19 protein-coding genes, 1 tRNA gene and 1 pseudogene are annotated in these 24,172 nt (G+C 63.5%); 11 read left to right on the forward strand and 10 right to left on the reverse strand.

Annotated features, from left to right (window positions below; all coding sequences use genetic code 11):
* On the forward strand, window positions 1–2,250 hold the full coding sequence (locus tag XH87_RS12005; RefSeq protein ID WP_271587426.1) for a ThiF family adenylyltransferase: 2,250 nt from the start codon (window positions 1–3) through the stop codon (window positions 2,248–2,250).
* Window positions 2,219–3,430, forward strand: coding sequence for a patatin-like phospholipase family protein (locus XH87_RS12010; protein WP_271587427.1), 1,212 nt, complete (start codon window positions 2,219–2,221; stop codon window positions 3,428–3,430). Before XH87_RS12005 ends, XH87_RS12010 begins: the two co-directional genes overlap by 32 nt.
* 49 nt (window positions 3,431–3,479) lie before the next feature.
* On the opposite strand, the gene XH87_RS12015 is transcribed toward XH87_RS12010, so the two are convergent.
* The 3 genes from XH87_RS12015 to XH87_RS12025 form a co-directional block, all read right to left on the reverse strand.
* Window positions 3,480–5,057, reverse strand: coding sequence for a hypothetical protein (locus XH87_RS12015; RefSeq protein WP_271587428.1), 1,578 nt, complete (start codon window positions 5,055–5,057; stop codon window positions 3,480–3,482).
* A gap of 285 nt (window positions 5,058–5,342) precedes the next feature.
* A tRNA-Ser gene (locus tag XH87_RS12020) sits at window positions 5,343–5,432 on the reverse strand.
* A gap of 431 nt (window positions 5,433–5,863) precedes the next feature.
* The gene (locus XH87_RS12025) at window positions 5,864–6,988 is read right to left on the reverse strand and encodes an ROK family protein (protein WP_271587429.1); all 1,125 of its coding nucleotides are present in this window, start codon (window positions 6,986–6,988) and stop codon (window positions 5,864–5,866) included.
* 335 nt (window positions 6,989–7,323) lie between these two features.
* Between XH87_RS12025 and rplU the strand changes: the two genes are divergently transcribed.
* From rplU to XH87_RS12040, 3 genes are all read left to right on the forward strand, one after another.
* Entirely contained in the window at window positions 7,324–7,710 is a 387-nt protein-coding gene (gene rplU, locus XH87_RS12030; protein ID WP_100236419.1) for a 50S ribosomal protein L21, read from the forward strand.
* Between the two features lie 103 nt (window positions 7,711–7,813).
* The gene (rpmA, locus tag XH87_RS12035) at window positions 7,814–8,083 is read left to right on the forward strand and encodes a 50S ribosomal protein L27 (RefSeq protein WP_008538809.1); all 270 of its coding nucleotides are present in this window, start codon (window positions 7,814–7,816) and stop codon (window positions 8,081–8,083) included.
* 153 nt (window positions 8,084–8,236) lie between these two features.
* The gene (locus XH87_RS12040; RefSeq protein ID WP_271522180.1) at window positions 8,237–8,830 is read left to right on the forward strand and encodes a GNAT family N-acetyltransferase; all 594 of its coding nucleotides are present in this window, start codon (window positions 8,237–8,239) and stop codon (window positions 8,828–8,830) included.
* Between the two features lie 176 nt (window positions 8,831–9,006).
* Here XH87_RS12040 and XH87_RS12045 read toward each other — a convergent pair whose 3' ends face one another.
* Window positions 9,007–9,921: a DMT family transporter gene (locus XH87_RS12045; protein WP_271587430.1), complete on the reverse strand. Its 915-nt coding sequence runs from the start codon at window positions 9,919–9,921 to the stop codon at window positions 9,007–9,009.
* A gap of 262 nt (window positions 9,922–10,183) precedes the next feature.
* Between XH87_RS12045 and XH87_RS12050 the strand changes: the two genes are divergently transcribed.
* From XH87_RS12050 to XH87_RS12060, 3 genes and pseudogenes are all read left to right on the forward strand, one after another.
* Window positions 10,184–10,669: a MaoC family dehydratase gene (locus XH87_RS12050; protein ID WP_035715879.1), complete on the forward strand. Its 486-nt coding sequence runs from the start codon at window positions 10,184–10,186 to the stop codon at window positions 10,667–10,669.
* 85 nt (window positions 10,670–10,754) lie between these two features.
* Window positions 10,755–11,795 carry a GTPase ObgE gene (obgE, locus tag XH87_RS12055; RefSeq protein ID WP_035715881.1) on the forward strand — a complete coding sequence of 347 codons (1,041 nt, stop codon included), beginning with the start codon at window positions 10,755–10,757 and terminating at the stop codon, window positions 11,793–11,795.
* A gap of 237 nt (window positions 11,796–12,032) precedes the next feature.
* Window positions 12,033–13,667, forward strand: a pseudogene (locus tag XH87_RS12060) (alkaline phosphatase family protein).
* A gap of 143 nt (window positions 13,668–13,810) precedes the next feature.
* Here the strand turns inward: XH87_RS12060 and XH87_RS12065 are convergent.
* Window positions 13,811–14,236: a DUF1330 domain-containing protein gene (locus tag XH87_RS12065; protein ID WP_025033272.1), complete on the reverse strand. Its 426-nt coding sequence runs from the start codon at window positions 14,234–14,236 to the stop codon at window positions 13,811–13,813.
* A 169-nt stretch (window positions 14,237–14,405) separates the two neighbouring features.
* Between XH87_RS12065 and XH87_RS12070 the strand changes: the two genes are divergently transcribed.
* Window positions 14,406–16,622: a transglycosylase domain-containing protein gene (locus XH87_RS12070; protein ID WP_271587431.1), complete on the forward strand. Its 2,217-nt coding sequence runs from the start codon at window positions 14,406–14,408 to the stop codon at window positions 16,620–16,622.
* A 291-nt stretch (window positions 16,623–16,913) separates the two neighbouring features.
* On the opposite strand, the gene XH87_RS12075 is transcribed toward XH87_RS12070, so the two are convergent.
* From XH87_RS12075 to XH87_RS12090, 4 genes are all read right to left on the reverse strand, one after another.
* Window positions 16,914–17,753, reverse strand: coding sequence for a M48 family metallopeptidase (locus tag XH87_RS12075; protein ID WP_035715887.1), 840 nt, complete (start codon window positions 17,751–17,753; stop codon window positions 16,914–16,916).
* 311 nt (window positions 17,754–18,064) lie between these two features.
* On the reverse strand, window positions 18,065–19,393 hold the full coding sequence (locus XH87_RS12080) for a polyhydroxyalkanoate depolymerase (RefSeq protein WP_271587432.1): 1,329 nt from the start codon (window positions 19,391–19,393) through the stop codon (window positions 18,065–18,067).
* 121 nt (window positions 19,394–19,514) lie between these two features.
* The gene (locus XH87_RS12085; protein ID WP_271587433.1) at window positions 19,515–20,333 is read right to left on the reverse strand and encodes an ABC transporter permease; all 819 of its coding nucleotides are present in this window, start codon (window positions 20,331–20,333) and stop codon (window positions 19,515–19,517) included.
* 100 nt (window positions 20,334–20,433) lie between these two features.
* Window positions 20,434–21,237: an ABC transporter ATP-binding protein gene (locus XH87_RS12090; protein ID WP_158671556.1), complete on the reverse strand. Its 804-nt coding sequence runs from the start codon at window positions 21,235–21,237 to the stop codon at window positions 20,434–20,436.
* A gap of 108 nt (window positions 21,238–21,345) precedes the next feature.
* Between XH87_RS12090 and XH87_RS12095 the strand changes: the two genes are divergently transcribed.
* Window positions 21,346–22,665 carry an ActS/PrrB/RegB family redox-sensitive histidine kinase gene (locus tag XH87_RS12095; protein ID WP_271587494.1) on the forward strand — a complete coding sequence of 440 codons (1,320 nt, stop codon included), beginning with the start codon at window positions 21,346–21,348 and terminating at the stop codon, window positions 22,663–22,665.
* 104 nt (window positions 22,666–22,769) lie between these two features.
* Entirely contained in the window at window positions 22,770–23,324 is a 555-nt protein-coding gene (locus XH87_RS12100) for an ActR/PrrA/RegA family redox response regulator transcription factor (RefSeq protein ID WP_035704512.1), read from the forward strand.
* A gap of 180 nt (window positions 23,325–23,504) precedes the next feature.
* On the opposite strand, the gene XH87_RS12105 is transcribed toward XH87_RS12100, so the two are convergent.
* Entirely contained in the window at window positions 23,505–23,996 is a 492-nt protein-coding gene (locus XH87_RS12105) for an MmcB family DNA repair protein (protein WP_271587434.1), read from the reverse strand.
* Window positions 23,997–24,172 lie beyond the last annotated feature (176 nt).

A 24,172-nucleotide genomic window follows, 5' to 3' on the forward strand; every position in this document is an offset into this window, starting at 1 on the left:
ATGCGGTCTGAAGGGCAGGCCTGGGCGGTCGAGCAGCTCGACGAGATCGCACGCGCATCCGGCGAGTGGTTCGAGGTCGTCGAGATCGTCGAGCCGACGGCGGAAGGAGGTCTGCTGTCGGCCACGATTTCGGTCGATCTGTCCCGCTACGAACACAGGGAAGGCGGGATCCCGTTCAGGGCCCGCGAGCGCCTGACCGTCAAGGTGCATGCCGATTTCCCCTTGGACAGACCGCTTCTCTACTTCACGCACAAGAACTATGCCGACTTTTCCCATGTACAGTGGGGCGATTACATCTGTCTTTACCAGGCGTCGGAGACCGAGTGGCAGCCGGCGGACGGCATGTTCGGATTCCTGACGCGCGTCGACGCCTGGCTCCGTGCGGCGGCCGCGGGAGAACTCGATCCGACCGGCCTGCCGCTCCATCCTCCGATCGCGTACTCAACCAGCAAGCTGAGGGTTGTGCCGCGCCAGAACACCCCGGAGCCGGCCCCGCCGTTCTGGGCGGGTTACGCGCGGATTACCAAGGAATCGGAGACCGTGATCGAGCTCGGGGCTTGGATCGAGAACTCGGAACCCATCCCGGATGGCAGGGTCGCGGCAGCGGTCCTGCTGCCGGCCGGCATGCCGCACGAATATCCCGCGACGATGATGGAGCTGCTCGACCATCTCGTCGGGATCGGCGTTCCCATCCAGATTTTAAGATTGAGCCTCACGCTGGGCGCGCTACGGACCAATGCGGATCAGCCGGTCATCTTCGTGCTGGGTGCGGCGATGCGCGGAACGGCTGGGGGCGAGCGGAAGCAACATCTCGCCTGCTGGCGCATCGACCCGGAGCGCGGAAAGAAGCTATGCGATGCCGCACTCGCCTCGACGCCCGACAATCCGATCGACATCGACGAATTCTATGCCTGGGCCGTCGAGGCCAAGATCGAATGGTGCCAAGTTCTCGAAGATCGTTCGGAAATCGTTGAGAGGCGCGATTCGCGATCCCCCGCGGGATGGTGGACCGGAAAGAACGTGGCCATCGTTGGCTGCGGCGCGATCGGAAGCAGCATCGCGATCATGGCGGCGCGCGCGGGCGCGAGAAAACTGCAATTGTACGACGACTCGATCGTCAAGCCCGGCATTTTGGTGCGGCAACAATTCGATCGCTACCAAATAGGCTATGGCAAGGCTCAATCGACCGCGCGCAACGTGAGCTACGCAAATCCGGATGTCGAGACCGTGCACCTCGGTCGGGACATCCGGAAAGTGCTCCGCGAGGATGAGTGGCTGGCGGCTTTGCTCGAGGCCGACGTGATCGTCGATGCGACGGCTTCTCGGACGGTAGCGGTGGCGTGGGAACGCCAATTCAGGGAGCTCCCGAAGAGCCACCCTCCCTTGCTCACTATGGCGTTGGGTCACAATGGCGATATCGCTCTCATGACGCTGGCGACATCAGCGTCGCCGGGCATGTCGTTGCACGTCGATCGCCTGAGCAAGATAGCCTTCGCAAACTCCAGCCGGGGTAAGGGATTTCTCGACGAGTTCTGGCCAGTGTCCGCGGACCGTGAGCGTCTTTTTCAACCGGAGCCCGGCTGTTCCGATCCGACATTCCGTGGGTCAGCGGCCGACGTACTCTGCCTCACGTCACGCATGTTCAACGTCGGCGCCACCTGGCTTTCCGAAGCAGAGCAGCCCAGACACCGATGCTATGCCCTGGATCTTTCCAATCGCAGACCTAAGGCGCGCTTACCGGCCGAGCTCGAATTTGACTGGGCGCCGAACGATCTGTTGACCGACTTTCGGCACGGCTACCGATTGCACCTCGGCCGATCGGCGCGGACGGCGATCCTGTCCTGGGTCCGAAGATCGGAGCGACTGCGTGGTCCTCGCGTAGAGACGGGCGGAATCCTTTTCGGCGAAGCCGATGAATTTCTCAAGACAATCTGGATCGACGAAGCCAGCGGCCCTCCCCCAGACAGCATCGCCTCCGAAGAAGGGTTCGTCTGCGGAGTCGAGGGCGTGCAGGACCTGCACGCAGAGAAGACGAAGCGTACCAGAGGCTCTGTGCGGTTCGTGGGCATGTGGCACACGCACCCGGGAGGGATGCCGATACCGAGCGGCACGGACCGCGCCGCGATGGCGAAGCTGCTAGGCGGCGATGAATTTCTCGGACGCCAATTCCTGATGTTGATCGTGGGCGGCACCACCGCGAACGTTGTGATTTCCGGCAATGTCTACAAACGCTCCGAATACGAACACTGAAGGGCGAAAGCCATTCATCGCGCTCGCCCTATCCGGTGGCGGTGCGCGGGCGATGGCCTTTCATCTTGGATGCCTGCGGGCACTGCACGACCGGAAGATCCTGTCGAAGGTGCGAGTCATATCGACAGTGTCCGGCGGAAGCGTACTCGGCGCGTACTACGCATACGGTCCCGCCGACTTCGACACGTTCGACAAGAACGTCGTTTCTCTTCTCAGAAGCGGAATTCAGGGCGCAATCGCCCGCGAGGTCCTCTTCACCGCTCAGCTTCCCAAGATCTTGGCTACTTTGCTTGTCGCAGGAACGGTCTCAATCGTATTGGGCATCGCAGGCATGCTGCTTTCGCTAGTGCGCCGGCTGGTCGGCCTTCCTTCGATCAGTATCGAGCGCGGGCTTGCCGCAGTTGCGCGGAATTTGCCAATCTGGGCGAGCCTAACAAGCGCGTTCGAGCGCGCCTTGGCCCGCCGCCTGTTCGGAGGCACGACGATGTCGGAAGTCGCCAGATCCGACCTCGAAGTCGTCGTCAACGCATGCGATCTGCGGACAGGAACCGCATTTCGCTTCGGTTCGCGCCGGTCCGGTGGATGGCGATACGGCGATATCACCGGACCGACGCCAACCGTGGCGAAAGCCGTGGCGGCATCGGCCGCATTTCCGATACTTCTTCCTCCGTTGATCGAAACTTTCGATTTCCGCAAAGGCGGTCGCGAGCACCGCGCCACGGTCGCGTTAACTGACGGCGGCGTGTTCGAGAATCTGGGAGTTTCGGTTCTCGAGCCCGGAAGATCGCAAGACATCACCGTTGCTTACCCGACCACCCACATCATCAGCTTGAACGCCGGCGCAGGACAGATGGAAAGCGAAGGCACCCACTTCTGGTGGATCGGTCGCGTGGCGCGATCCTTCTCTGCAGTCCATCGCAAGGTGCAGGACGCCACTTACCAGCGATTGCATCAATACGTGGAATGCGGCGAACTGGAAGCATTCGGCATGGTCTATCTCGGCCAGCAGGACAATCGGCTTCCGTGCTGTCCTCCAGACCTAGTGCGGCGAGAGGAAGTGAACAATTATCCCACCGATTTCGCACCCATCTCCCACGACAACCTTGAGCTGCTCACCAAGAGAGGAGAGCAGCTCACTCGGATCATAGTCGACCGGTATCTCTCGGAGCTCGGCGATTGAACCTCATGTTCCAAGCCAAACGGTTCATTGTCGGAGCAGATGATGCCCGCTACCACTTCAACACGGCATCGGCGTGCGGGATGCCTCTGGATTCGCCGCTTACTTCCGCAAGGGACTTCCTCTCGGTCACAGGGACCAAACGCCCCTTGATGGCGGTCCTGACCTTCAGAGGCGGCCTTTTGAATGCCACGTAGTCGTCGCGGTCTACCGTGAGAAACGGCATCGCTGCAGGAGCATACGAAATCAAGCTCTTGTTGAAGTTCCTTTCGGCGCCGTGATGCGGCAGCATCATATGGCCGGCGAGGCTTGCGACCGGTTCGAATGATCCCTTCCATTGGGCGAACGTGTCTCGATTATTCAGCGGTGCATCTCCCGTGAGCAACCAGCCTGGCGCACTCGTCGTTGCCACGTAGCCCGTAGAGCGGCTTTTCTTCCTGTATACGACCCGGTTGGATGCTGAAGTTCTTGGTCCCGCGTAGAGGGACATCGAAGTCCCGTTCGAATTCATGCCGCAGTAGAGCTTCTTGACGTCATTCAGACCGACCCGAGTCCTCAGCTTTTCGATAAGCGCTTGATTGAAGCCGGGCGCATCGGGATCGAGCTTGAGTATTCGGCGGCACTCGTCGGCGATCTTCGCGCGGTTAAGCCGCCATTCGTGGGCATGGGGGAGAAAGATCCAGTCCAGCGCTTGGCCGTACGACGTCATTTCGAAGAACGACCCCGGATCTGCGACGATCACGTGGATCTTTCCTTTTTCAGGAGGATCCAAACTGATGGATTTTCCATCCGGGTTGAAAAATGCAAGGCCCAACCGATCACCGTCAGGCGGATGCGGCGTGGGCAAGGTCGGCACCCGGCCCGGGCCCTCCGACGACGAAGGCGGCGGACCGTCAGGCCGAACCAACACCAACGTCTCCACCCCCTTGTCACCAAAGTATCCGGCCGGATCGGCGACGGCACGGATGAGATCAGCGCTATGCCTGCCGGCCTCAGCAGCCCTGCCGATCGTGGCGACGACGTCGCGCGGCGAGAGGTAGGGCGCGACGACCATTTTTACTGAAGTTGGGGAGCCGGCAAATCCTTCAAATAACTCCTCCAGCCCGTTCACGTGATCGGCGTCAAAATGGGACAGGAACAGAATATTGACGTCGGGTGAACATAGATCCGACCGTGATCTGGTTAGAAAGGCCTGAATGCGGTTCGACAAGGCGCTTTTCTTGCGCCAGGCGCCGCAGTCATAGATCCACCGAAACTGCGGCTTCCAGAAACCCAACGCGCCGGTATGAAAGCCGCCGTGTCCGACCGCTTCCTGGCGCACGCAAGCGAACGGGATCAAGTATTTGGTCTCATCTCTGGCTTGACGTCTGATCTCGTCGGACAACTCTTTTCGTGCCAATGAACTGCTCACCTCCTCGTCAAAGATCGAGTCTGCCGAACGGGGAGCTAACCACTTCAGACGTTTGTAGTTTGCAGATAAGGCGTCCATGAACGCGCCGTTCTGGATGGTTCGCGTCACCTTGTTCTCGATCATACGGCGCGGATTCGGTTTGCTGCTCCCCGACCTCGATTGCAGGAGATCGAGGATTTTTCCGAGGTTGTATCGGATCAAGTCGATCTCGTTCTCCATTCGCAGCCTCCCTAGGTGTCTCATCTCTTCTTTGCAATTTCAGATTAAGGCCACAGGAGACCCGGCGCCACCGCCGATAGGCCTAGAGCGATGGCCGCATCCCGATGGGTCGGGCTTGGACCAGACGACAGTTTTTGGGAGGATTCGGCTTTCGCGAGCCGCGCAATGGTGGCAGATTGCGACAAGTTGAACGATCCGCGGTTCTCCACCGCGGTTCTCCCCCACCGAATCCGGGGGCTCTTGGCGCCCCTTGTTTTATAGGGGTTTTCGCACGTCGCGGGCAGATGGCGGAGAGGGAGGGATTCGAACCCCCGATAGGCTTGCACCTATGCCGCATTTCGAGTGCGGTGCATTCAACCACTCTGCCACCTCTCCTGAAGGCGCCATATAGGAGCAGCGGCCCCTGTGGTTGGGGGCGTTAATAGGCGAGGATGGCGGGCCAGACAAGGCTACGGGGACGAAAATCAGGCGGGTTTTCCGGCCGGACCCCGCGATGGCACAGCAGAAACGGGACCCGTTCCGGATTTCGGCGGCCGTTTGGGCAATTGGACGCGAGCTGTTCCGCCGATGTCGTGGCGATGCGCCGGCGCGAACGCCGAGGCGGCGCATCGGCCCCGAATCACGCCTCAGCGCACAGCCGAGGGGTGGGACCGCCAGACGCGGTAAATACTGGCGGTCCCGGTGCCGCTCATTGAAATACTGGCCGGGAAGGGCGGCTTCGCCGGCCAAGTGGAAGCGACGATTCGACCCTAACGTGCGGCAGGCAGCCCGCAACGCAATCCGGTCCTTAACCTAACCGGTCAAGGTTACTCCTTGTCCGCTTTACCCTTTTTCTTCCCGTTCTCCGTGGAATCCCGGTCCTTCCCGTTGTCCTTGCGGCGGTTGGTGAAGCGGGCATTGCCGAGCCCGGTACCGATGGTGAGCACGCCCCAGCGCTCGACATCCTGCATGAACGGCACTTCCGACAGGCCCTGAACCACGCCGTCATTGTGCATCAGGATCGCGGTGTCGTGCTCGCCGATGACGGGGATGCCCTCGATCAGGCTCGCCGGCAGGTTGAACTTGCTGCTCTCCCAATTGCCGGGAAGATTTTGCGCGCCCTTCTCGATCGAGCCGTCGGCATTGATGACGCCGGGACAGGCGATGCCGACGAAGGGCGCGAGCTTGAAGCCCTCCTTCTCGGCCTCGGTGATCAACCCCTTCAGCATCTTGGTGAGCCGCTTCACCGCACCCTCGCGCGTCGGCTCGTCGTCGGCGTGACGCCACAGCTCGGATTTCACGACCTTGGCCTTCGAAAGGTCCTTGGCCTTTTTCCAGCTGGTCTCGACGAGGCCGCAGCGGATATTGGTGCCGCCGATGTCGACGGCGAGGATGCTGTCATGAGCCTCGAAGATCCAGGACGGCGCCAGATGCAGCGCGCCGACCAGGCCGGCCTCGTCGGGGTGATGGCGGATCGGCTGCAGGTCGATCTTGAAATCCTCGGCCTTCAGGATGATCTCGGTACGCGCGATCGCAAGCTCGCCGAGCCGGGAATCGCGGAAGCCGCCGCCGACCACGATGCGCTCGGTCCTGGCCCAGGCCTTGGTCTTGAGAAAGCGCCGGGTGACGTAGGCGAGCTCCTGCGCAAAGTCCTCGATCGCGCTGTGCACCACCGCAGAGGCTTCGGTGTCGTCGCCGACAAGCATGGCGTCCAGCGTCTTCTTGCTGACGTTTTCCGACGGCTCCTTGCCGAACGGATCCTCGCCGGTCTTGCGCAGCGGCTTGCGCCAGCGGTCGAGGATGTCGCGGAAGGCGCCCTTGCTGGCGCGGTCGCCGAGGAAGCCGTCCTCGTCCTTCATCTCGATGTTGAAGCTGTCGATGTCCACCGACGGCAGCCGTTCCGCGCCGTGATGGGCGATGCCCGTCGTCTTGACCAGTTCGTCCGTTGCCATGAGAGCCCTTGCCCGCTTTTAGCTGTTCCGGCCGGGACAACGGCGAGGGAACCGGTTTGTTGCAAGGCGGTCCGAGATTCGCCTGCAAGGTCGCGAGCGGACCAAATCCTTCAAATCCGGGCGCTTTCGCCCGCTTTTCCTTGACTTGCGGCGCTCGGCGGCTATAAGTCCCGCAGCCGGCGCGGGGCGTTTCTCGCGCCGCTTGTTTTTGCGTGGGTTTTCAATGGGATAACTCCCGCCCGCACAAAACGCATGTAAACCCATAGCGACTGACAAAAAGCCGGCCCGGACGATTCTCGTCGCGAGGCCGGGATTGAACACGAAGGAAAAAAACGATGTTCGCAGTCATCAAAACCGGCGGCAAGCAATACCGCGTCGTGCCGGATGATGTCCTGGAAGTAGGCAAGATCGAAGGCGAAGTCGGCTCGATCGTGCAGTTGAATGAAGTTCTGGTGGTCGGCGGTGACACGCCGGTGCTGGGCGTGCCGACGGTGGCGGGCGCCTCCGTTGCGGTCGAGGTGCTCGACCACAAGCGCGGCCCCAAGGTCATCGCGTTCAAGAAGCGCCGCCGCAAGAATTCGCGCCGGAAGCGCGGCTACCGCGACGAGATCACCGTGCTGCGCATCAGCGAGATCCTGACTGATGGCGCCAAGCCCACCAAGGGCCCGCGTCCGAAGAAGGAGAAGGTGGCCAAGGAGCCGGCAACGGAAGCCGCCGAATAAAATGGAATTGATCACGCCAATTCACGAATTGATGCGTGAGAAATTTTGAAATGATTCCGTCAAGGAATTGATCTAGAAATACGCAGGATTTCGGAGACGAGCCATGGCTCACAAAAAGGCAGGCGGTTCATCGCGCAACGGACGCGATTCCAAGGGCAAGCGCCTCGGTATCAAGGCGTTCGGCGGGGAGATCGTCACTCCCGGCAACATCATTGCGCGTCAGCGCGGCACCACCTGGCACCCCGGCCTTAATGTCGGCATGGGCACGGACCACACTTTGTTCGCCAAGATCGAGGGCCGTGTTGCGTTCCAGGCCAAAGCCAACGGCCGCACCTTCGTATCGGTACTCCCGATCGCAGAGGCGGCTGAATAGACGGTGGATCAAATTTGGAGTCCGCCGGGTCCTGACTGAACCGGCGGAGTCCCAGAGATCATAGAGATCGAAGGCTCCAGGGGAGGCGGGAAACCGGCCTCCCCTTTTCTTTGACTTGCTCACTTCGAATTAGTGACTTTCACGGAGCCGGACATGTTGCAGGATTTCTCGAGCGTGACCTTGCGGGAGGCGAGACCCAGCGTCGTCGCCACCGAGCGGCTGACCTTGCGGCGGCCGACGCTGGCCGACGTCAGGACCATCGCCCGGCTCGCCAATGACCGCCGTGTCGCCGAGAACACGCGGCGCCTGCCGCATCCCTATTCGCAGGACGACGCCGCCGAATTTATCCGCGCCACCGCCGAGCTCGGCAGCGAGACGGTGTTCCTGATCGAGCACGATAGCGGGCCGGTCGGCATGGTCGGGATCGACTGCTCGAAGCCCGATAGTGCCGAGCTCGGTTATTGGCTCGGCGTCGATCACTGGGGCCAGGGCTTTGCCACCGAGGCCGCGCGCGGTGCGATCGACTTCTTCTTCGAGGAGTTCGAGGACGAGCATCTCCATGCCGGTGCGCGCGTCACCAATCCGGCCTCGCGCAAGGTGCTGGAGAAGTGCGGCTTCCAGTGGAGCGGCGTCCAGCTGCACCGCTTCCTGGCGCTGGGCTCCTCGACGCCCGTCGACTGCTTCCGCCTCTCGCGCGGCGTGTGGGCGTCGCTGAAGAGCTGGAGCAGCGCACGACGGGTGAGGTAAGGCAAGCTGACCACCCTCCCCTGGAGGGGGAGGGTGGGCTCACGTTGAGCGCAGCGAAATGTGAGACGGGGTGGGGTGACAGTCTTTCAGCGGAAGCAGGTGCTCGAGTGGAGAGATCACCCCACCCCGCTCGCGCTGCGCGCGATCGACCCTCCCCCTCCAGGGGAGGGTAAGAGCTACGCCGGCGGATTCACCTCGGCACTCTCCCGTCCCAAATCGCGCTCGCGCAAGTAAATGTAGAACCCGGCGCCGATGATGATGGCGGCGCCGACGAGTGTTGCGATGGACGGGACGTCGCCGAACACGACGAAGCCGAAGATCACGGCCCAGACGATCATCGAATATTGGTAGGGCACGACGACGCTCGCCGGCGCGAGCTTGAGCGAGCGGTTGACGCAGAACAGCGCCGTCACCGAGACGCACCCGGCCAGCGCAAAGATCACGAGGCTGCCGGGGGTCGGCGGCACCCAGTTGAAGGCCGACAGCACCGCGCCCAGCGAGAACGTGCCGACGAATTGCGACGACGCCATCACGATGTCGGGCGTCTTGCGCAGGCTGCGGGTGATCAGCATCAGGGTCGCGAAGGACAGGCTGCCGCCGAGCGCAATCAGCGCCGGCAGGCTGACCGTCTGCGCGGAGGGGCGCAGCGCGATCAAGACGCCGCAGAAGCCGATCAGGATCGCACTCCAGCGCCGCCAGCCGACCCGCTCGCGCAAGAACACCGCCGACATCGCGGTGACGAAGATGGGACCTGCCAGATAATAGGTGATGACGTCGGCGAGCGGCAGATAGACCGTGGCAAGGAAGAAGGCGGCCACCTCCAGCGTCGACAGCAGGACACGGAACAGCTGCAGGCCCGGCCGCTCCAGATGCAGGAACTGGCGTCGCTGCTTCCAGATCAGAGGTGACAGCAGCAAGAGCGCCGCGCAGGCGCGCAGGAACAGGAGCTGCCCCACCGAGTAAGTGCCCACCAGGAACTTGCCCATGGCGTCGCCGAACGAGAACATGAAGATCGACAGCACCATGAGTGCGATGCCGGCGAGGCGCGCGGAGCGGTCGTCATAGGCGGAGAGAGACTTGAGGAGGGGCATTGAAACGAGTCTGGATCTGAGAGGCTCGTCATTGCGAGCGCAGCGAAGCAATCCAGAATCTTTCCGCGGCGGCAGTCTGGATGGCTTCGCTGCGCTCGCAATGACGGCGGAGAGAGCGTCAGGAATCGGCTGGTAGTGTCGCTTGCGGTCGTTTTAATGACGTGAGCGACCGCGACAAGCCCGCGCAAGCCGAATTGAACGGATTGTCGCACTCTTCGCATCGCGGTAGCGATAGGCTGCCCGCGAAGGAAAGAGCAACCGCATGACCGATTTCGACCCCACCCAGCATCGCATGATCCCCGAGCAGCGCTGGTTTGAGGATTTCGTCGTCGGCGAACGTTTCGTGCTGCCGAGCCGAACCCAGACCTCGGCGGTGTTCGCCGCATTCCAGACCGCGAGCGGCGACACCCATCCGGTGCACTATGACGTGGAGTATTGCCGCAGCCGCGGCATGCCGCATCTGCTCGCCCACGGTTTCCAGACCCTGATCCACACCGCGCCCGGTGCCGGCCTGTTTCCGTTCATGGTCGAGGACTCCCTGGTCGGCTTCCTCGAGCAAACGAGCCGATTCCTGAAACCCGTATTTGCCGACGACACGATCTATCCGGCGCTGGAAGTCACCGAACTCTCGCCAGGACGCACGACGGGTGCGGTGACGCTTCGGAGCACCGTGTTCAACCAGCGCAAGGAGCTGGTGCTGGAGGGCACGCAGAAATTCCTGATCAGGCGGCGGCCAGCGGCGAGTTAAGCACGGCCCCAAGATCGCTGAAATTCCGCCAATTTGCGGGTCAATCCGGGTTGCCGCGCGGGACCGGCTGGCCTACCTATGGCCCATGAAATTCCTCGACGAAGCAAAGGTCTATATCCGCTCCGGTGACGGCGGGAACGGCTGCGTGGCGTTCCGCCGCGAGAAGTTCATCGAGTTCGGCGGCCCTTCCGGGGGCAATGGCGGCCGCGGCGGCAACGTCATCATCGAGGTCGCCGACGGCCTCAACACGCTGATCGACTACCGCTATCAGCAGCACTTCAAGGCCCAGAAGGGCGAGAACGGCATGGGCTCGGACCGTCACGGCGCCAACGGCAAGAACATCGTGCTCAAGGTCCCGGTGGGCACGCAGATCTTCGACGAGGACCGCGAGACACTGATCCACGACTTCACCAAGGTCGGCGAGAAGTTCGTGCTGGCCGAGGGCGGCAATGGCGGCTTCGGCAATGCGCATTTCAAGTCGTCGACCAACCGCGCGCCGCGCAACGCCAATCCCGGCCAGCCCGGCGAGGAGCGCTGGATCTGGCTGCGGCTGAAGCTGATCGCCGATGCCGGTCTCGTCGGCCTGCCCAATGCCGGCAAGTCGACCTTCCTCTCCAAGGTCAGCGCGGCGAAGCCGAAGATCGCCGACTATCCCTTCACCACGCTGCATCCGCAGCTCGGCGTCGTGAATGCCGACGGCCGCGAATTCGTGCTGGCGGATATTCCCGGTCTGATCGAGGGCGCGCATGAAGGCGCAGGCCTCGGCGACCGCTTCCTCGGCCACGTCGAACGTTGCCGCGTGCTGCTGCATCTCGTCGACGCAACCTGCGAGCACGCCGGCAAGGCCTACAAGACCGTGCGCAAGGAGCTCGATGCCTATGGCGGACAGCTCACCGACAAGATCGAGATCGTCGCGCTGAACAAGATCGACGCGGTCGAGCCGGACGAGCTCAAGAAGCAAAAGGACCGCCTCAAGCGCGCCGCCAGGAAGACGCCGCTGCTGCTCTCCGGCGCGACCGGTCAGGGTGTGAAGGAAGCCTTGCGTGCGCTCGTCGAGGTGATCGGCGAGGCCCCGGTGTCGGCGAAGGCGAAGAGCGCGGCGGAAGCCGAACCGTGGTCGGCCTAGTCTCTCTCCCCAACGTCGTCCGCGCGCACGCGGGGACCCATACCGCGTAATCTTTCGGTCGGGCACGGTCGTAGTACCGAACGACGAATCTTCGCCAAACCAACCCCTGTGGTTATGGGTCCCTGCTTTCGCAGGGACGACAGTAGAGTGTGAGACTGCGGGCACGCGCATCACTGGCTTGTCATCGCGACCGCAATAGCGCAGCATCCAACAATCAAGAAACGACAGGGATGACGCATGGCGCGCGCGAAGAACGTTCTCTGGATCATGTGCGACCAGCTCCGCTATGATTATCTCGGCTGCACCGGCCATCCCACGCTGAAGACACCGAACATCGACGCGATGGCGAAGCGCGGCGTACTGTTCACCAACGCCTATGTGCAATCGCCGATCTGCGGGCCCTCGCGGATGTCGTTCTACACCGGGCGCTACATGCGCTCGCACGGCTCGCACTGGAACGGCTGGCCGCTGCGCGTCGGCGAGCCCACGCTCGGCGATCACCTGGGCAAGATCGGCGTGCGCAACGTGCTGGTCGGCAAGACCCACATGGCGCCCGATCTCGAGGGCATGAAGGCGCTCGGCATACCCCCGGAATCGATCATCGGCGTGCACGTCGCCGAATGCGGCTTCGAGCCCTATGAGCGCGACGACGGCCTGCATCCCACGGGGCGGCCGCGGCCGAAATACGATGAATATCTGCGCCGGCATGGCTTCGAAGCGACCAACCCCTGGGAGCATTGGGCCAATTCAGGCGCGGCCGACGATGGCTCCTTGCAGAACGGCTGGCTGCTGGTGCACGCCGACAAGGCCGCGCGCGTGCCGGACGAGCATTCCGAGACGCCCTACATGACGCGGCGCGCGATGGATTTCATCAGCGAGGCCGAGACCGACGGCAGGCCGTGGTGCCTGCATCTGTCCTACATCAAGCCGCACTGGCCCTATATCGCGCCGGAGCCCTATGCCAGCATGTATTCGACCGACGACATGATTCCGGTGATCCGCTCCGAGCGCGAGCGGCAGAATCCGCATCCGGTGTTCGGCGCCTATATGGACATGCGCTACTCCCGCAACATGGCGCGCGACGAGGCCCGCGAAAAGGTGATCCCGACCTATATGGGCCTGATCACCCAGATCGACGACCAGATGGGCGCGCTGATGAAATTCCTGGAGGCGCGCGATCTCCTGGAAACGACCATGATCGTGTTCACTTCCGATCACGGCGATTATCTCGGCGATCACTGGATGGGCGAGAAGGACCTGTTCCACGAACAGTCGGCGAAGATCCCGCTGATCGTCATCGATCCTTCGAAGGAGGCCGACGCCATGCGCGGCACGCGCAGCGACGCGCTGGTCGAGGCGATCGATCTTGCACCAACCTTCGTCGATTATTTCGGCGGCAAAGTGCCGGGACACATTCTGGAAGGACGTTCGCTGCTGCCGCTGCTGCGCGGGCGGACGCCAGGCGACTGGCGTAAGGTCGCATTCTCCGAATACGACTAAGCCATGCAGGACGTCCGGCTGAAACTGAACCAGCCGATCGAACGCTGCCGCCTGTTCATGGTGTTCGACGGCCGCTGGAAATACATCCACGCCTCCGGTTTCCGCCCGATGCTGTACGATCTCGAAACCGATCCGGAAGAGTATCTGGATCGCGGCGACGATCCGGAATGCGCTGGCATCATCGCGCGCCTCCAGTCCGAGTTGTTCGACTGGGCGCTGCATCCGAGCGGCCACATCACCACGCCGCGCGAGAAGATCGCAGCCTATGCGGACAGCCAGCTGCAGGTAAAGGGCGGCATTCTGATCGGCATCTGGGACGAAAAAGAGCTCGCGGCCATCAAAGACGGCATCGCGCAACGCGCGAAGATATAGCCCCTCATGGCGGGGAGGCGCGGCGGCGCCGTCTCCAACCATGCAGGCCCCGCTGCAACAGCCGGGTCTTTCATCCTTCGAGACGCCCGCTTCGCAAGCCCCTCAGGATGAGGGGATATGGAGAGAGATTCGCTGCGTGGCGTTCAGGTGGGTATCTCTCCAAAATTCTTCCCCACCGGCAGCACCGCGTGCCGGATCAGCCGCGAATCCTCCACCGCGGCTTGGCGGTGCTTCACCGCTTCGCGATAGACGGGATCACGGATCATCTCGACGAAGGCGGCGACGCTGGGATATTCGGCGATGAAGCAATGGTCCCAGCGCTCCTCCTGCGGACCGATCAGCATCAGCTCGAATTTGCCCTGCCAGACGATTCGTCCGCCGAGGCGCTCGAACACCGGGCCGCTTTCGCGGCCATAGGCCGCATAGGCTTCCGCGCCGCTGGCCTTGCGGCCATCGGGATAGGCCGCTTCTTTCCGCAGGCGCACCAGGTTGAGCATGTGGATCGGGCCCGGGCGGTCGTTCTCCCGGAATTGCGCGAAGATCTCCTTGGTCGGATCGATATGGCCCATGCGGGTTTCCTCTTGTTTTGCGGCGGCGATCCTAGCCTTGCCGTCCCGAAAGCGGAACTGCGGCGGGCGAATGCCGCATCTCCTAATCGCGCGTTAACGCCGGGGTAACCGGGCCTTAAACAGCGACCGCTAGCGTGCGGCGGGGCGGGTTGACCGGGCGTATTTGCGTATGGCGTGGGGAAAGAAAAAGGGTGGGCGGAAGGAGCCGTTGTTCGGCTTGCCCGCCGCGCTCGCCGATCTGCGCCTGACGGCAGCGGACCGCATCCCCAACGCGGGTGACGACAAGCCGAAGAAATCAGCCAAGGCCTCCACCAAGCGCAAGGCAGGGGATTCCGGCGACGAGCCGCCGCGCGAGCGCAAGGCGCCGGCCGGCCGCAGCGGCGCCAAGCGCCGGTCGAAGTCGCGTTTCGGCGTGGGCCTCGGCCGCCTGGTCTATTGGGGCGCGGTGCTGAGCCTGTGGGGTGTCATCGCCGTGATCGGCGTAGTGATCTATGTCGGCGCTCATCTGCCGCCGATCCAGTCGCTGGAAATTCCCAAGCGGCCGCCGACGATCCAGATCGTCGGGATCGACGGCAGCATGCTGGCTCAGCGCGGCGAGATGGCCGGCGCCAACGTCGCGCTGAAGGACCTTCCGCCTTACTTGCCCAAGGCCTTCATCGCCATCGAGGACCGCCGCTTCTATTCGCATTTCGGCATCGATCCCATCGGCATCCTGCGCGCCCTCGTCACCAACGTGCTCCACCGAGGCGTCTCGCAGGGCGGCTCGACGCTGACACAGCAGCTCGCCAAGAATCTGTTCCTGACCCAGGAACGCACCATGCAGCGCAAACTGCAGGAGGCGGAGCTCGCGATCTGGCTGGAACGCAAGCACTCCAAGAACGAAATTCTGGAACTCTATCTCAACCGCGTCTATTTCGGCTCCGGCGCCTATGGCGTCGAAGCTGCCGCGCAGAAATATTTCGGCAAGTCGGCGAAGAACGTGACGATCGCGGAGGCCGCGATGCTGGCCGGCCTCGTCAAGTCGCCTTCGCGCCTTGCGCCGAACCGCAATCCCGAAGGCGCCGAAGCGCGCGCGCAAGTCGTGCTCGCGGCGATGGCGGATGCGAAATTCATCACCGAAGCGCAGGCGCAGGCCTCGATCGGCCATCCCTCCTACAATGTGAAGCCGGTCGGCGCCGGCACGGTCAACTACGTCGCCGACTGGATCGGCGAGGTGCTGGACGACCTGGTCGGGCAGATCGACGAGAGCATCAAGGTCGAGACCACGATCGATCCGAAGCTGCAGAGTGTGGCGGAAGCCGCCATCATCGACGAGCTCGCGGCCAAGAGCGTGAAGTTCAATGTCAGCCAGGGCGCGCTGGTGGCGATGACGCCCGACGGCGCCGTGCGCGCCATGGTCGGCGGACGGAACTATTCCGAGAGCCAGTACAACCGCGCGGTGACGGCCAAGCGCCAGCCGGGCTCCTCCTTCAAGCCGTTCGTGTACCTCACCGCGCTCGAGCAGGGTCTGACGCCCGATACCGTCCGCCAGGACGCTCCCATAGAGGTCAAGGGCTGGAAGCCCGAGAACTACACCCATGAATATTTCGGCGCGGTGACGCTGACGCAGGCGCTGGCGATGTCGCTCAACACGGTCGCCATCCGCCTCGGCCTCGAGGTCGGACCGAAGAACGTGGTGCGCACCGCGCACCGGCTCGGCATCTCCTCCAAGCTCGAACCCAATGCCTCGATCGCGCTGGGGACCTCCGAAGTCTCCATGGTCGAACTGGTCGGCGCCTATGCGCCCTTCGCCAATGGCGGCGTTGCGGTGACGCCGCATGTCGTGACGCGGATCAGGACGCTCAGCGGCAAGCTGCTCTACATGCGCCAGCCTGAGGAACGCAACCAGGTCATCGATCCCCGCTATGTCGGCATGATGAACGCGATGATGCGGGAGACGCTGATATCAGGCACCGCCAGGAAGGCGGAAATCCCCGGCTGGCCGGCGGCCGGCAAGACCGGCACCAGCCAGGATTACCGCGACGCCTGGTTCATCGGCTACACCGCCAACCTCGTCACCGGCGTCTGGCTCGGCAATGACGACAACTCGCCGACCAAGAAGGCGACCGGCGGCGGCCTGCCGGTGGAAGTCTGGTCGCGCTTCATGAAGACGGCGCACGAGGGCGTGCCGATCGCGAACCTGCCGAGCTCACCGGGCGGCTGGGGCCTGTCGAACCTCGCGCAAGCGGCATGGCAAGTGTCGCCGCCAACAGCAGCACCGGGACCGGCAGCGGCAAGCGCTGGCGGCTATCGCCCGCCGCCGCCCACGCGCACCAATGTGCGGCCGGAGGCTGCGGCCGGGCTCGATGGCTGGCTGATGGACCGGCTGTTTGGCGGAAACCGATAGATTCTGCCCGAGGTCTCGATGACCTCGAAACAAGAACTGCGAAAACAACCCCATGCACAGTAGCCGAGGATAGCGAAATCAACGGCTTGCGCAGGCCGCACAGACGCCTGAAGCGCGCGCTGCGCTGTCATTCACCGCGACGGCGGGGAATCCAGTGCGCCGCGTCGTCTCGGCTCGACGACCAACGCTTCTGCGATGCTGGATCGCCCGCTCGCGTGCGCGAGAGCGAACAAGGCGGGCGATGACAGCGTCAGATGAGGCAACAGTGGAACTTTGATTCCCAGCTCAGCCTTAGTCCTCGACCCCATAGCGGTGCAGATCGTTGCCATGCGTGTCGAGCCACTTCTTGGCGCGCTCCATCGACGGGCAGATCTTGCCGCACACGCGCCAGAACCGCGCCGAGTGATTCATCTCGACGAGATGAGCGACTTCGTGGGCGGCGAGATAGTCGAGCACGAAGGGCGGCGCGAGAATCAGGCGCCAGGAGAACGACAGCGAGCCGGCCGAGGTGCAGGAGCCCCAGCGGCTGGACTGGTCGCGGATCGACAAGCGCTTGACCCTGACGCCGAGCTCGGCCGCGTAGGCTTCCGCCGAGCGCTGCAAGTCGCGGCGCGCCTCGCGCTTGAGGAAGTCGCTGACGCGGCGGTCGACGTGTTCGAGCCCGCCGGCGACGCAGAGGATGCGTTCGCCGCTGTCGCGCATCTCGGTCCACACGGTGCCGCGCTGACCGGCACGATGAACGATGCGATGGGGTGTGCCGCGCAGCGGTATCACCGTGCCCGGCTGGAACGGCGCAGCCTTCGGCAGGCGGCCGAGACGCGCGGCGATCCAGGCGCCGTGGCGCTGCGCGAAGTCCTTGGCGTCGGCGAGCGTGCCGCGCGGCGGCATCGTGAGGATGGCCTCGCGGTCGCTCGGATGAATTCTAAGCGTGTAGCGGCGCGCGCGTCTGTGCCGACGCAAGCGGATGGCAAAGAATTGCGATCCGTGGGTGATGACGAGGGTCTTCGGTTCGTGGGGGCGCCGATAGAGGAGTGCGCGAGTGGCCATGTCTGTCAGTCCGGGAAGCAGGAGTTCGCCCGGATTCTGCCATAACCGCCGCCAGGGAAAGCGCTCGGCGCAAAAACAAATCATTTGCCCAATATACAGCGGTCGGGCGTCCGGGAGGCCCTACAGACTGGGGTTGGAACCCGCTTTTTTCGCCCCCGCTGGACGCATGCGACACCCCCAAGGGGTGAGGACGGACTCACTCCTAGAAAGCTACCTAAATACCACGAATCCGGCGAGAACTTGCCCCCCGCCGGAGGCTCCGGCAGGGGCTGAAATTCGACGGGAAAGCCGAAATCCGCGGCTGGAGCCGCTTCGATGAAAATCGGAACGCTCCAGATTCTCATTCTGGCGCGTTTTCATCACGCGAACCGGCCACCACTTCGCTCGAAAACGCTCTATTCGGCCGCGAGGGCCTGTAACGAGCTCGGATTCGCAGCCGAAACCATGAAGTCGTGAATCCGCGGCACGATCTCCGACTTGAAACGCGATCCGTTGAACACGCCGTAATGTCCGACGCCCTTCTGGACGTAGTGAACGCGGCGATGATCGGGGATCGAGTTGCACAAACCATGCGTTGCTTCGGTCTGACCGAGGCCGGAGATGTCGTCGTTCTCGCCTTCGACCGTCATCAATGCGACGCGCTTGACCTTGGAGGGATCAACGCGGGTTCCGCGATGGGTCATCTCGCCCTTCGGCAGCGAGTGCTTCACGAACACGGTGTCGACGGTTTGCAGGTAATACTCGGCCGAGAGATCCATCACCGCGAGATATTCGTCGTAGAAGTCGCGATGCTTGTCGACGAGGTCGCCGTCGCCCTTCACCAGATTGGCGAACAGCTGCTTGTGGGCATCCATGTGCCGGTCGAGATTCATGCTGATGAAGCCGTTGAGCTGCAGGAATCCAGGATAGACGTCGCGCATCATGCCCGGATGCGGGAACGGCACCTTGGTGATGACGTGGTTGCGGAACCAGTCGATACCGCGCGCCTGCGCGAGGTCGTTCACTGCGGTCGGATTGCGGCGGGTGTCGATCGGGCCGCCCATCAGCGTCATCGAGGTCGGCACGAACGGATCGCGCCGCGCCTCCATGATCGAGACGGCCGCGACGACCGGTACCGAGGGCTGGCATACCGCCATCACATGAGTGTTGCCGCCGAGGACGTGCAGCATCTCGATGACGTAGTCGATATAGTCGTCGAGATCGAAGCGGCCTTCGCTCAAGGGGACCATGCGGGCATCGGCCCAGTCGGTGATGTAGACCTCGTGCGCCGGCAGGAAAGCTTCCACCGTACCGCGCAGAAGCGTCGCATAGTGGCCGGACATCGGGGCCACGATCAGCACGCGCGGCTGCGGGCTGCGCAGCGGGCGGGCGAACTTGCGATCGAAGTAGAGCAGCCTGCAGAACGGCTTTTCCCAGACCGAGCGGACCTCGACGGGGACGCGGATGCCGTTGACCTCGGTGTCGTCGAGACCCCACTCCGGCTTGCCGTAGCGGCGCGTGGTGCGCTCGAACAATTCGCAAGCTGCGGCGACCGACTTGCCGACCTCGGTGCGCGCCCAGGGATTGAGGGGATTCTGAAACAGCAGCTTGGTCGCGTCCGTGACCGCACGTGCCGGATTGAGAGAGGCATGCGCCATCTCATACATCCAGTACATCGGCGTCGTCAGGACCGGACTGCCTTCTGCAGCCAGGGGCGGGGCGCCGCCGAACTCACCAATGGGCATCGTCAAATTCCTCTTCGCATCGCAACATACTGCCGAATGCGTAATATTGCGTCAATGCATGGTTCCGTACATCTACGTAGCCGAAGCGGCGAAATCAGCCTGAATCCACGGGAAAGTGAGGCTATTCGCCGGCCGACAGCAGCGAGCCGTGTTTCCTGGCGCTGCGCAATAGGGCAAGGAATGCCCCAAAAGATGCAACCAGCAGCACTGCGTTGATGGCCAACGCCTCCAGCATCAGATCGGTCCTGAAGGTTTGCTCGATCAGGAGCGCGCGCATCCCCTCGAAGGCGTAGGTCGGCGGCAACGCCCAGGCGACGTATTGCAGCCAGGCGGGCAGCACGCTGACGGGATAATAGACGCAGGCGAGCGGGAGGATTGCGAACATCAGGGTCCAGACGATGCTCTCGGCGCCAAGGCCGTTTCGCAGCACCAGGCCCGAGACGAAGATGCCGACCGACCAGCTCGTGAAGATCAGGTTGCAGAAGAACGCGATCAGCGGCAGGCCGAGGGCATAGACGTTGAAGTGAAACAGGAACAGCGCGAGCAGCGTCATCGGGATGATGCCGATCGCGAGCCGGATCAGGCTCATGAGCATCAGCGACAGCAGAAACTCGATCGGCTTGAGCGGACTCATCATGAGATTGCCGAGGTTGCGCGCCCACATCTCTTCCAGGAACGAGATGGAGAAGCCGAGCTGGCCGCGGAACAGGATGTCCCAGAGGATGACGGCACCGATCAGCGTGCCGCCGGCGCGTGCGAAGAAGCTGGCGTTTTCGGCGATGTAGAGCTGGAGGAAGCCCCAGGTGACGACCTGCAGCGCCGGCCAGTAGAGCAGCTCGAGCAGCCGCGGCCAGGACGACAGCAGGAGGTACCAGTAGCGCAGGATCATCGCGCCGATGCGATGGAGGGATATGCCGCGGTGGAGCGAGAGCCCGGTCATTGCAGCTTCGCGTAGCCCGGATGAGCGCAGCGACATCCGGGTCTTTCACTGCGGCATTCCCGGGTATCGCTGCGCTCACCCGGGCTACAGCTCCGCTCCCTCATCTCGCCGCCTCCTTCGCACCGTTCACCCGGCCGCGCGCGACGTCCAAGAACACCTCCTCCAGCGTGGTGCGGTTGTAGCGGGCCATGATCGCGTCCGGCGCGTCGTCGTCCTCGATGCGGCCGCGCTTCATGATGATGACGCGGTCGCAGAGCCGCTCGACCTCGAGCATGTTGTGCGAGGCCAGGAGGATGGTGGCGTTGTTGTCCCGGCGGTAGCGTTCCAGATGCGCACGCACCCAGTCGGCGGTATCCGGGTCGAGCGAGGCGGTCGGCTCGTCCAGGAGCAGCAGCTCGGGCTGGTTGATCAGCGCCTTCGCGAGCGCGACGCGCGTCTTCTGACCGGCCGAGAGCTTGCCGTTGGCGCGATCGATGAAATCGCCGAGGTCGAGATCCGCGGCCAGCTTCGCGATGCGGTCAGAGAGATTCTTCACTGCATAGAGCTTGCCGAACACGGTGAGGTTCTGCCGCACCGTGAGCCGCATCGGCATGTCGACATAGGGGCTCTCGAAATTCATCCGGCCCAGCACGGCCGCGCTCTCCTCGGGCATGCGATGCCCCAGCACCTGCACGCGGCCGGAGGTCGGCAGCACCAGGCCCATGATCATCGCGATGGTCGTGGTCTTGCCGGCGCCGTTGCCGCCGAGAAGGCCGGTGATGCTGCCGCGCGGGAGCGAAAAGGAGATGTCGTCGACGGCGCGGGTCTGCTTGTAGACCTTGACGAGGTGATCGACCGCGATTGCCGCGGACGAGCTGCGATCCGCGACAGTCGGCCGACTTGAAGCCTTGTCATTCTCGGTCATGCTGGCCGTTCTTCTGCTATTGCAGCGAAGAGCGCAAGGCTTGTAATTCCTGGCTGGTTCCGCGAGCCCAGCGTTTGTGACCGAGAAGGCGCCGCCACATTGGCCGATATGACCGAAATTGCCGATTCCGACTTCCGCCACGCGCAGCGGCATATCCGGCTGGACACGATCCTGCGGCTGCGCTGGCTCGCGGTGCTGGGGCAGCTCGCCGCGATCTTCATCGTGGCACAGGGACTGGAGTTCGACGTCGAGATCGTCCCCTGTGTCAGCATCATCGCCCTGTCGGCGGCGCTCAATCTGGCGCTTCAGACCGCGGCCAATCCGATGCGGCGGCTGGAGCCGATGCAGGCGGCCGGGCTGCTCGCGCTGAACATCGTGGAGCTGGCTGGCCTGTTGTTCTTCACCGGCGGCCTGCAGAACCCGTTCTCGTTCCTGTTCCTCGCGCCCGTGCTGATCTCGGCCACCGCGCTGCCGGCCCGCTTCACCTTCGGCCTCGGCCTGCTCGCGGTTGCCTGCGCTTCGCTCCTGTTCTTCTTCCATTTTCCGCTGCCGTGGGATTCCGACGATCCGCTGGTGCTGCCGCCGATCTATCTCGTCGGCGTCTGGCTCTCGATCGCGCTCGCGATCGGCGTCACCAGCCTCTACTCGTTCCAGGTCAGCGAGGAGGCGCGCAAGCTCGCGGACGCGCTGGCCGCGACCGAGCTGGTGCTGACGCGCGAGCAGCATCTGACCCAGCTCGACGGACTCGCCGCCGCGGCCGCGCACGAGCTCGGCACGCCGCTCGCGACGATCTTCCTGATCTCGCGCGAACTGGAAAAGACGGTGAAGGACCCAAGCTTTGCCGCCGACCTGAAGACCTTGCGCGAGCAGACCCAGCGCTGCCGCGACATCCTGAGCAAGATCACCCAGCTCTCCTCCACCGGCGCGCCGTTCGACCGCATGAAGCTGTCGGAGCTGATCGAGGAGGTGGTGGCGCCGCATCGCGACTTCGGCGTCGAGATCACGGTGCGGATCGCGGTGGCCGTGGCGGCCGAGCCGGTCGGCTCGCGCAATCCGGCGATCCTGTACGGCATCGGCAACATCGTCGAGAACGCGGTCGATTTCGCCCGCACCACCGTCGAGGTGAACGCGTGGTGGAACAAGGACACTATCGAGCTTATGATCTCCGACGACGGACCGGGCATTCCGCCCGACATCCTCAACCGGATCGGCGAGCCCTATCTGTCGCGGCGCCGCACCCAGGACGATGGCGGCGGACGACGCGGCCTCGGCCTCGGCGTGTTCATCGCGCGCACCTTGCTGGAGCGCACCGGCGCCAAGGTCTCGTTTACCAATCGGACCTTTCCGGAACACGGCGCGGTGGTGCACATCACATGGCCCAGGCAGCGTTTTGAGGCTATCGAGACGCCCGAAGAAACAATAGGATAGCCGCGACCTTGCGTCGCACAACAGGGCCGATCGACCATCGGCGGCCTTGGCACCGCGCGGTTGCGACGCCATATGTCAGTGCTCTGGAGAGAGAGGACAAAACCTTGAACGCCATTGCCGAACTGAACGAACAGAGCGACCGCTCGCTGCTCATCGTGGAGGACGACAAGCCGTTTCTGGAGCGGCTGTCGCGTGCCATGGAGACACGGGGCTTTGCCGTGACATCGTGCGACACCGTCTCGGACGGACTTGCGCAGATCGGCAAGTCGGCGCCGGCATTCGCGGTGGTGGATTTGCGGCTCGGCGACGGCAACGGCCTCGACGTGGTCTCGGCGCTGAAGAAGAAGCGCCCCGACGCACGCGCGATCGTGCTGACCGGCTACGGCAACATCGCCACCGCCGTGACCGCGGTGAAGATGGGCGCGATCGATTATCTCTCCAAGCCCGCGGATGCCGACGACGTCGTCGCGGCGCTGCTCTCGACCAGCGCGGAGAAATCCGAGCTGCCGACCAATCCGATGTCGGCCGACCGCGTCCGCTGGGAGCACATCCAGCGCATCTACGAGATGTGCAACCGCAACGTCTCGGAAACGGCGCGCCGGCTCAACATGCACCGCCGCACGCTGCAACGAATTCTGGCCAAGCGCGCGCCGCGCTAAAGCGCGATGAGATTTGGATGAATCATCATCGCGCTTTGGGTTGTTGTTGTTTACGCATGATCTTTCCGGAAAACCGCTTCGTACTTTTCCGGATCATGCTTTAGCTGCCGCCGCACGCGTGCCCCGGACGCCGCGCAGCAACGCCGGCGCGTTGCAGCGCGTCCGGGACACGAGACCGTCCTACTCCCAGAAGTCCGCATGCCCCTGCGGATCGACCAGGCGGTTGATCCGCAAGGCCGCCGCCATCGCGAAACGCACCGTCATCTGCTTGCGCGTGGCGGCAGCAAGCTTGTGCTCGGGCGCCTCGCAATACAGGTGCGCGCCATAGGCGTCGGCGATGATCAGGCCGGTGTCATCAGGGAAGATCTCGCACGGCAGATCCCGCGTGAAGGCGAAGAACAGCCGGTCGCAATGGGCGCGGTATTCGTGCCATTTCTGGTCGGCGCGCAGATCCTCGACCGACGATTTGATCTCGACGATCCAGATTTCGCCGCGCTCGTTCAGCGCCACGAGATCGGCGCGCCGGCCCGACGGCAGCGGCAATTCGCTGATGCAGGAGAAGCCGAGCGAGCGCAACAGCCGCGCCGTGCCGCGCGCGACCGCGAGCGCCGTTTCGGACTGTCGGCGGTCGGGCGGCGGAACGAGGGCGATGTTGCGGGCGGTGCTGTCCATGGCGGGGAGGATAGCCGATTCCGGTCGTGTGCACACGACCCGTTGAGGTCAGTCGCGGCCGCATTTTTCCACTGCCGTCCCTGCGGAGTGCGTAATGACCCACCAGGCGGGGACGAAAGCGAGATGCGGGAACCTCCCCTGCCTCACGCACTTATCACGCAGCCGCCGCACCTCGG

It is taken from the genome of Bradyrhizobium sp. CCBAU 53415 (assembly GCF_028128735.1).
GTDB lineage: Bacteria > Pseudomonadota > Alphaproteobacteria > Rhizobiales > Xanthobacteraceae > Bradyrhizobium.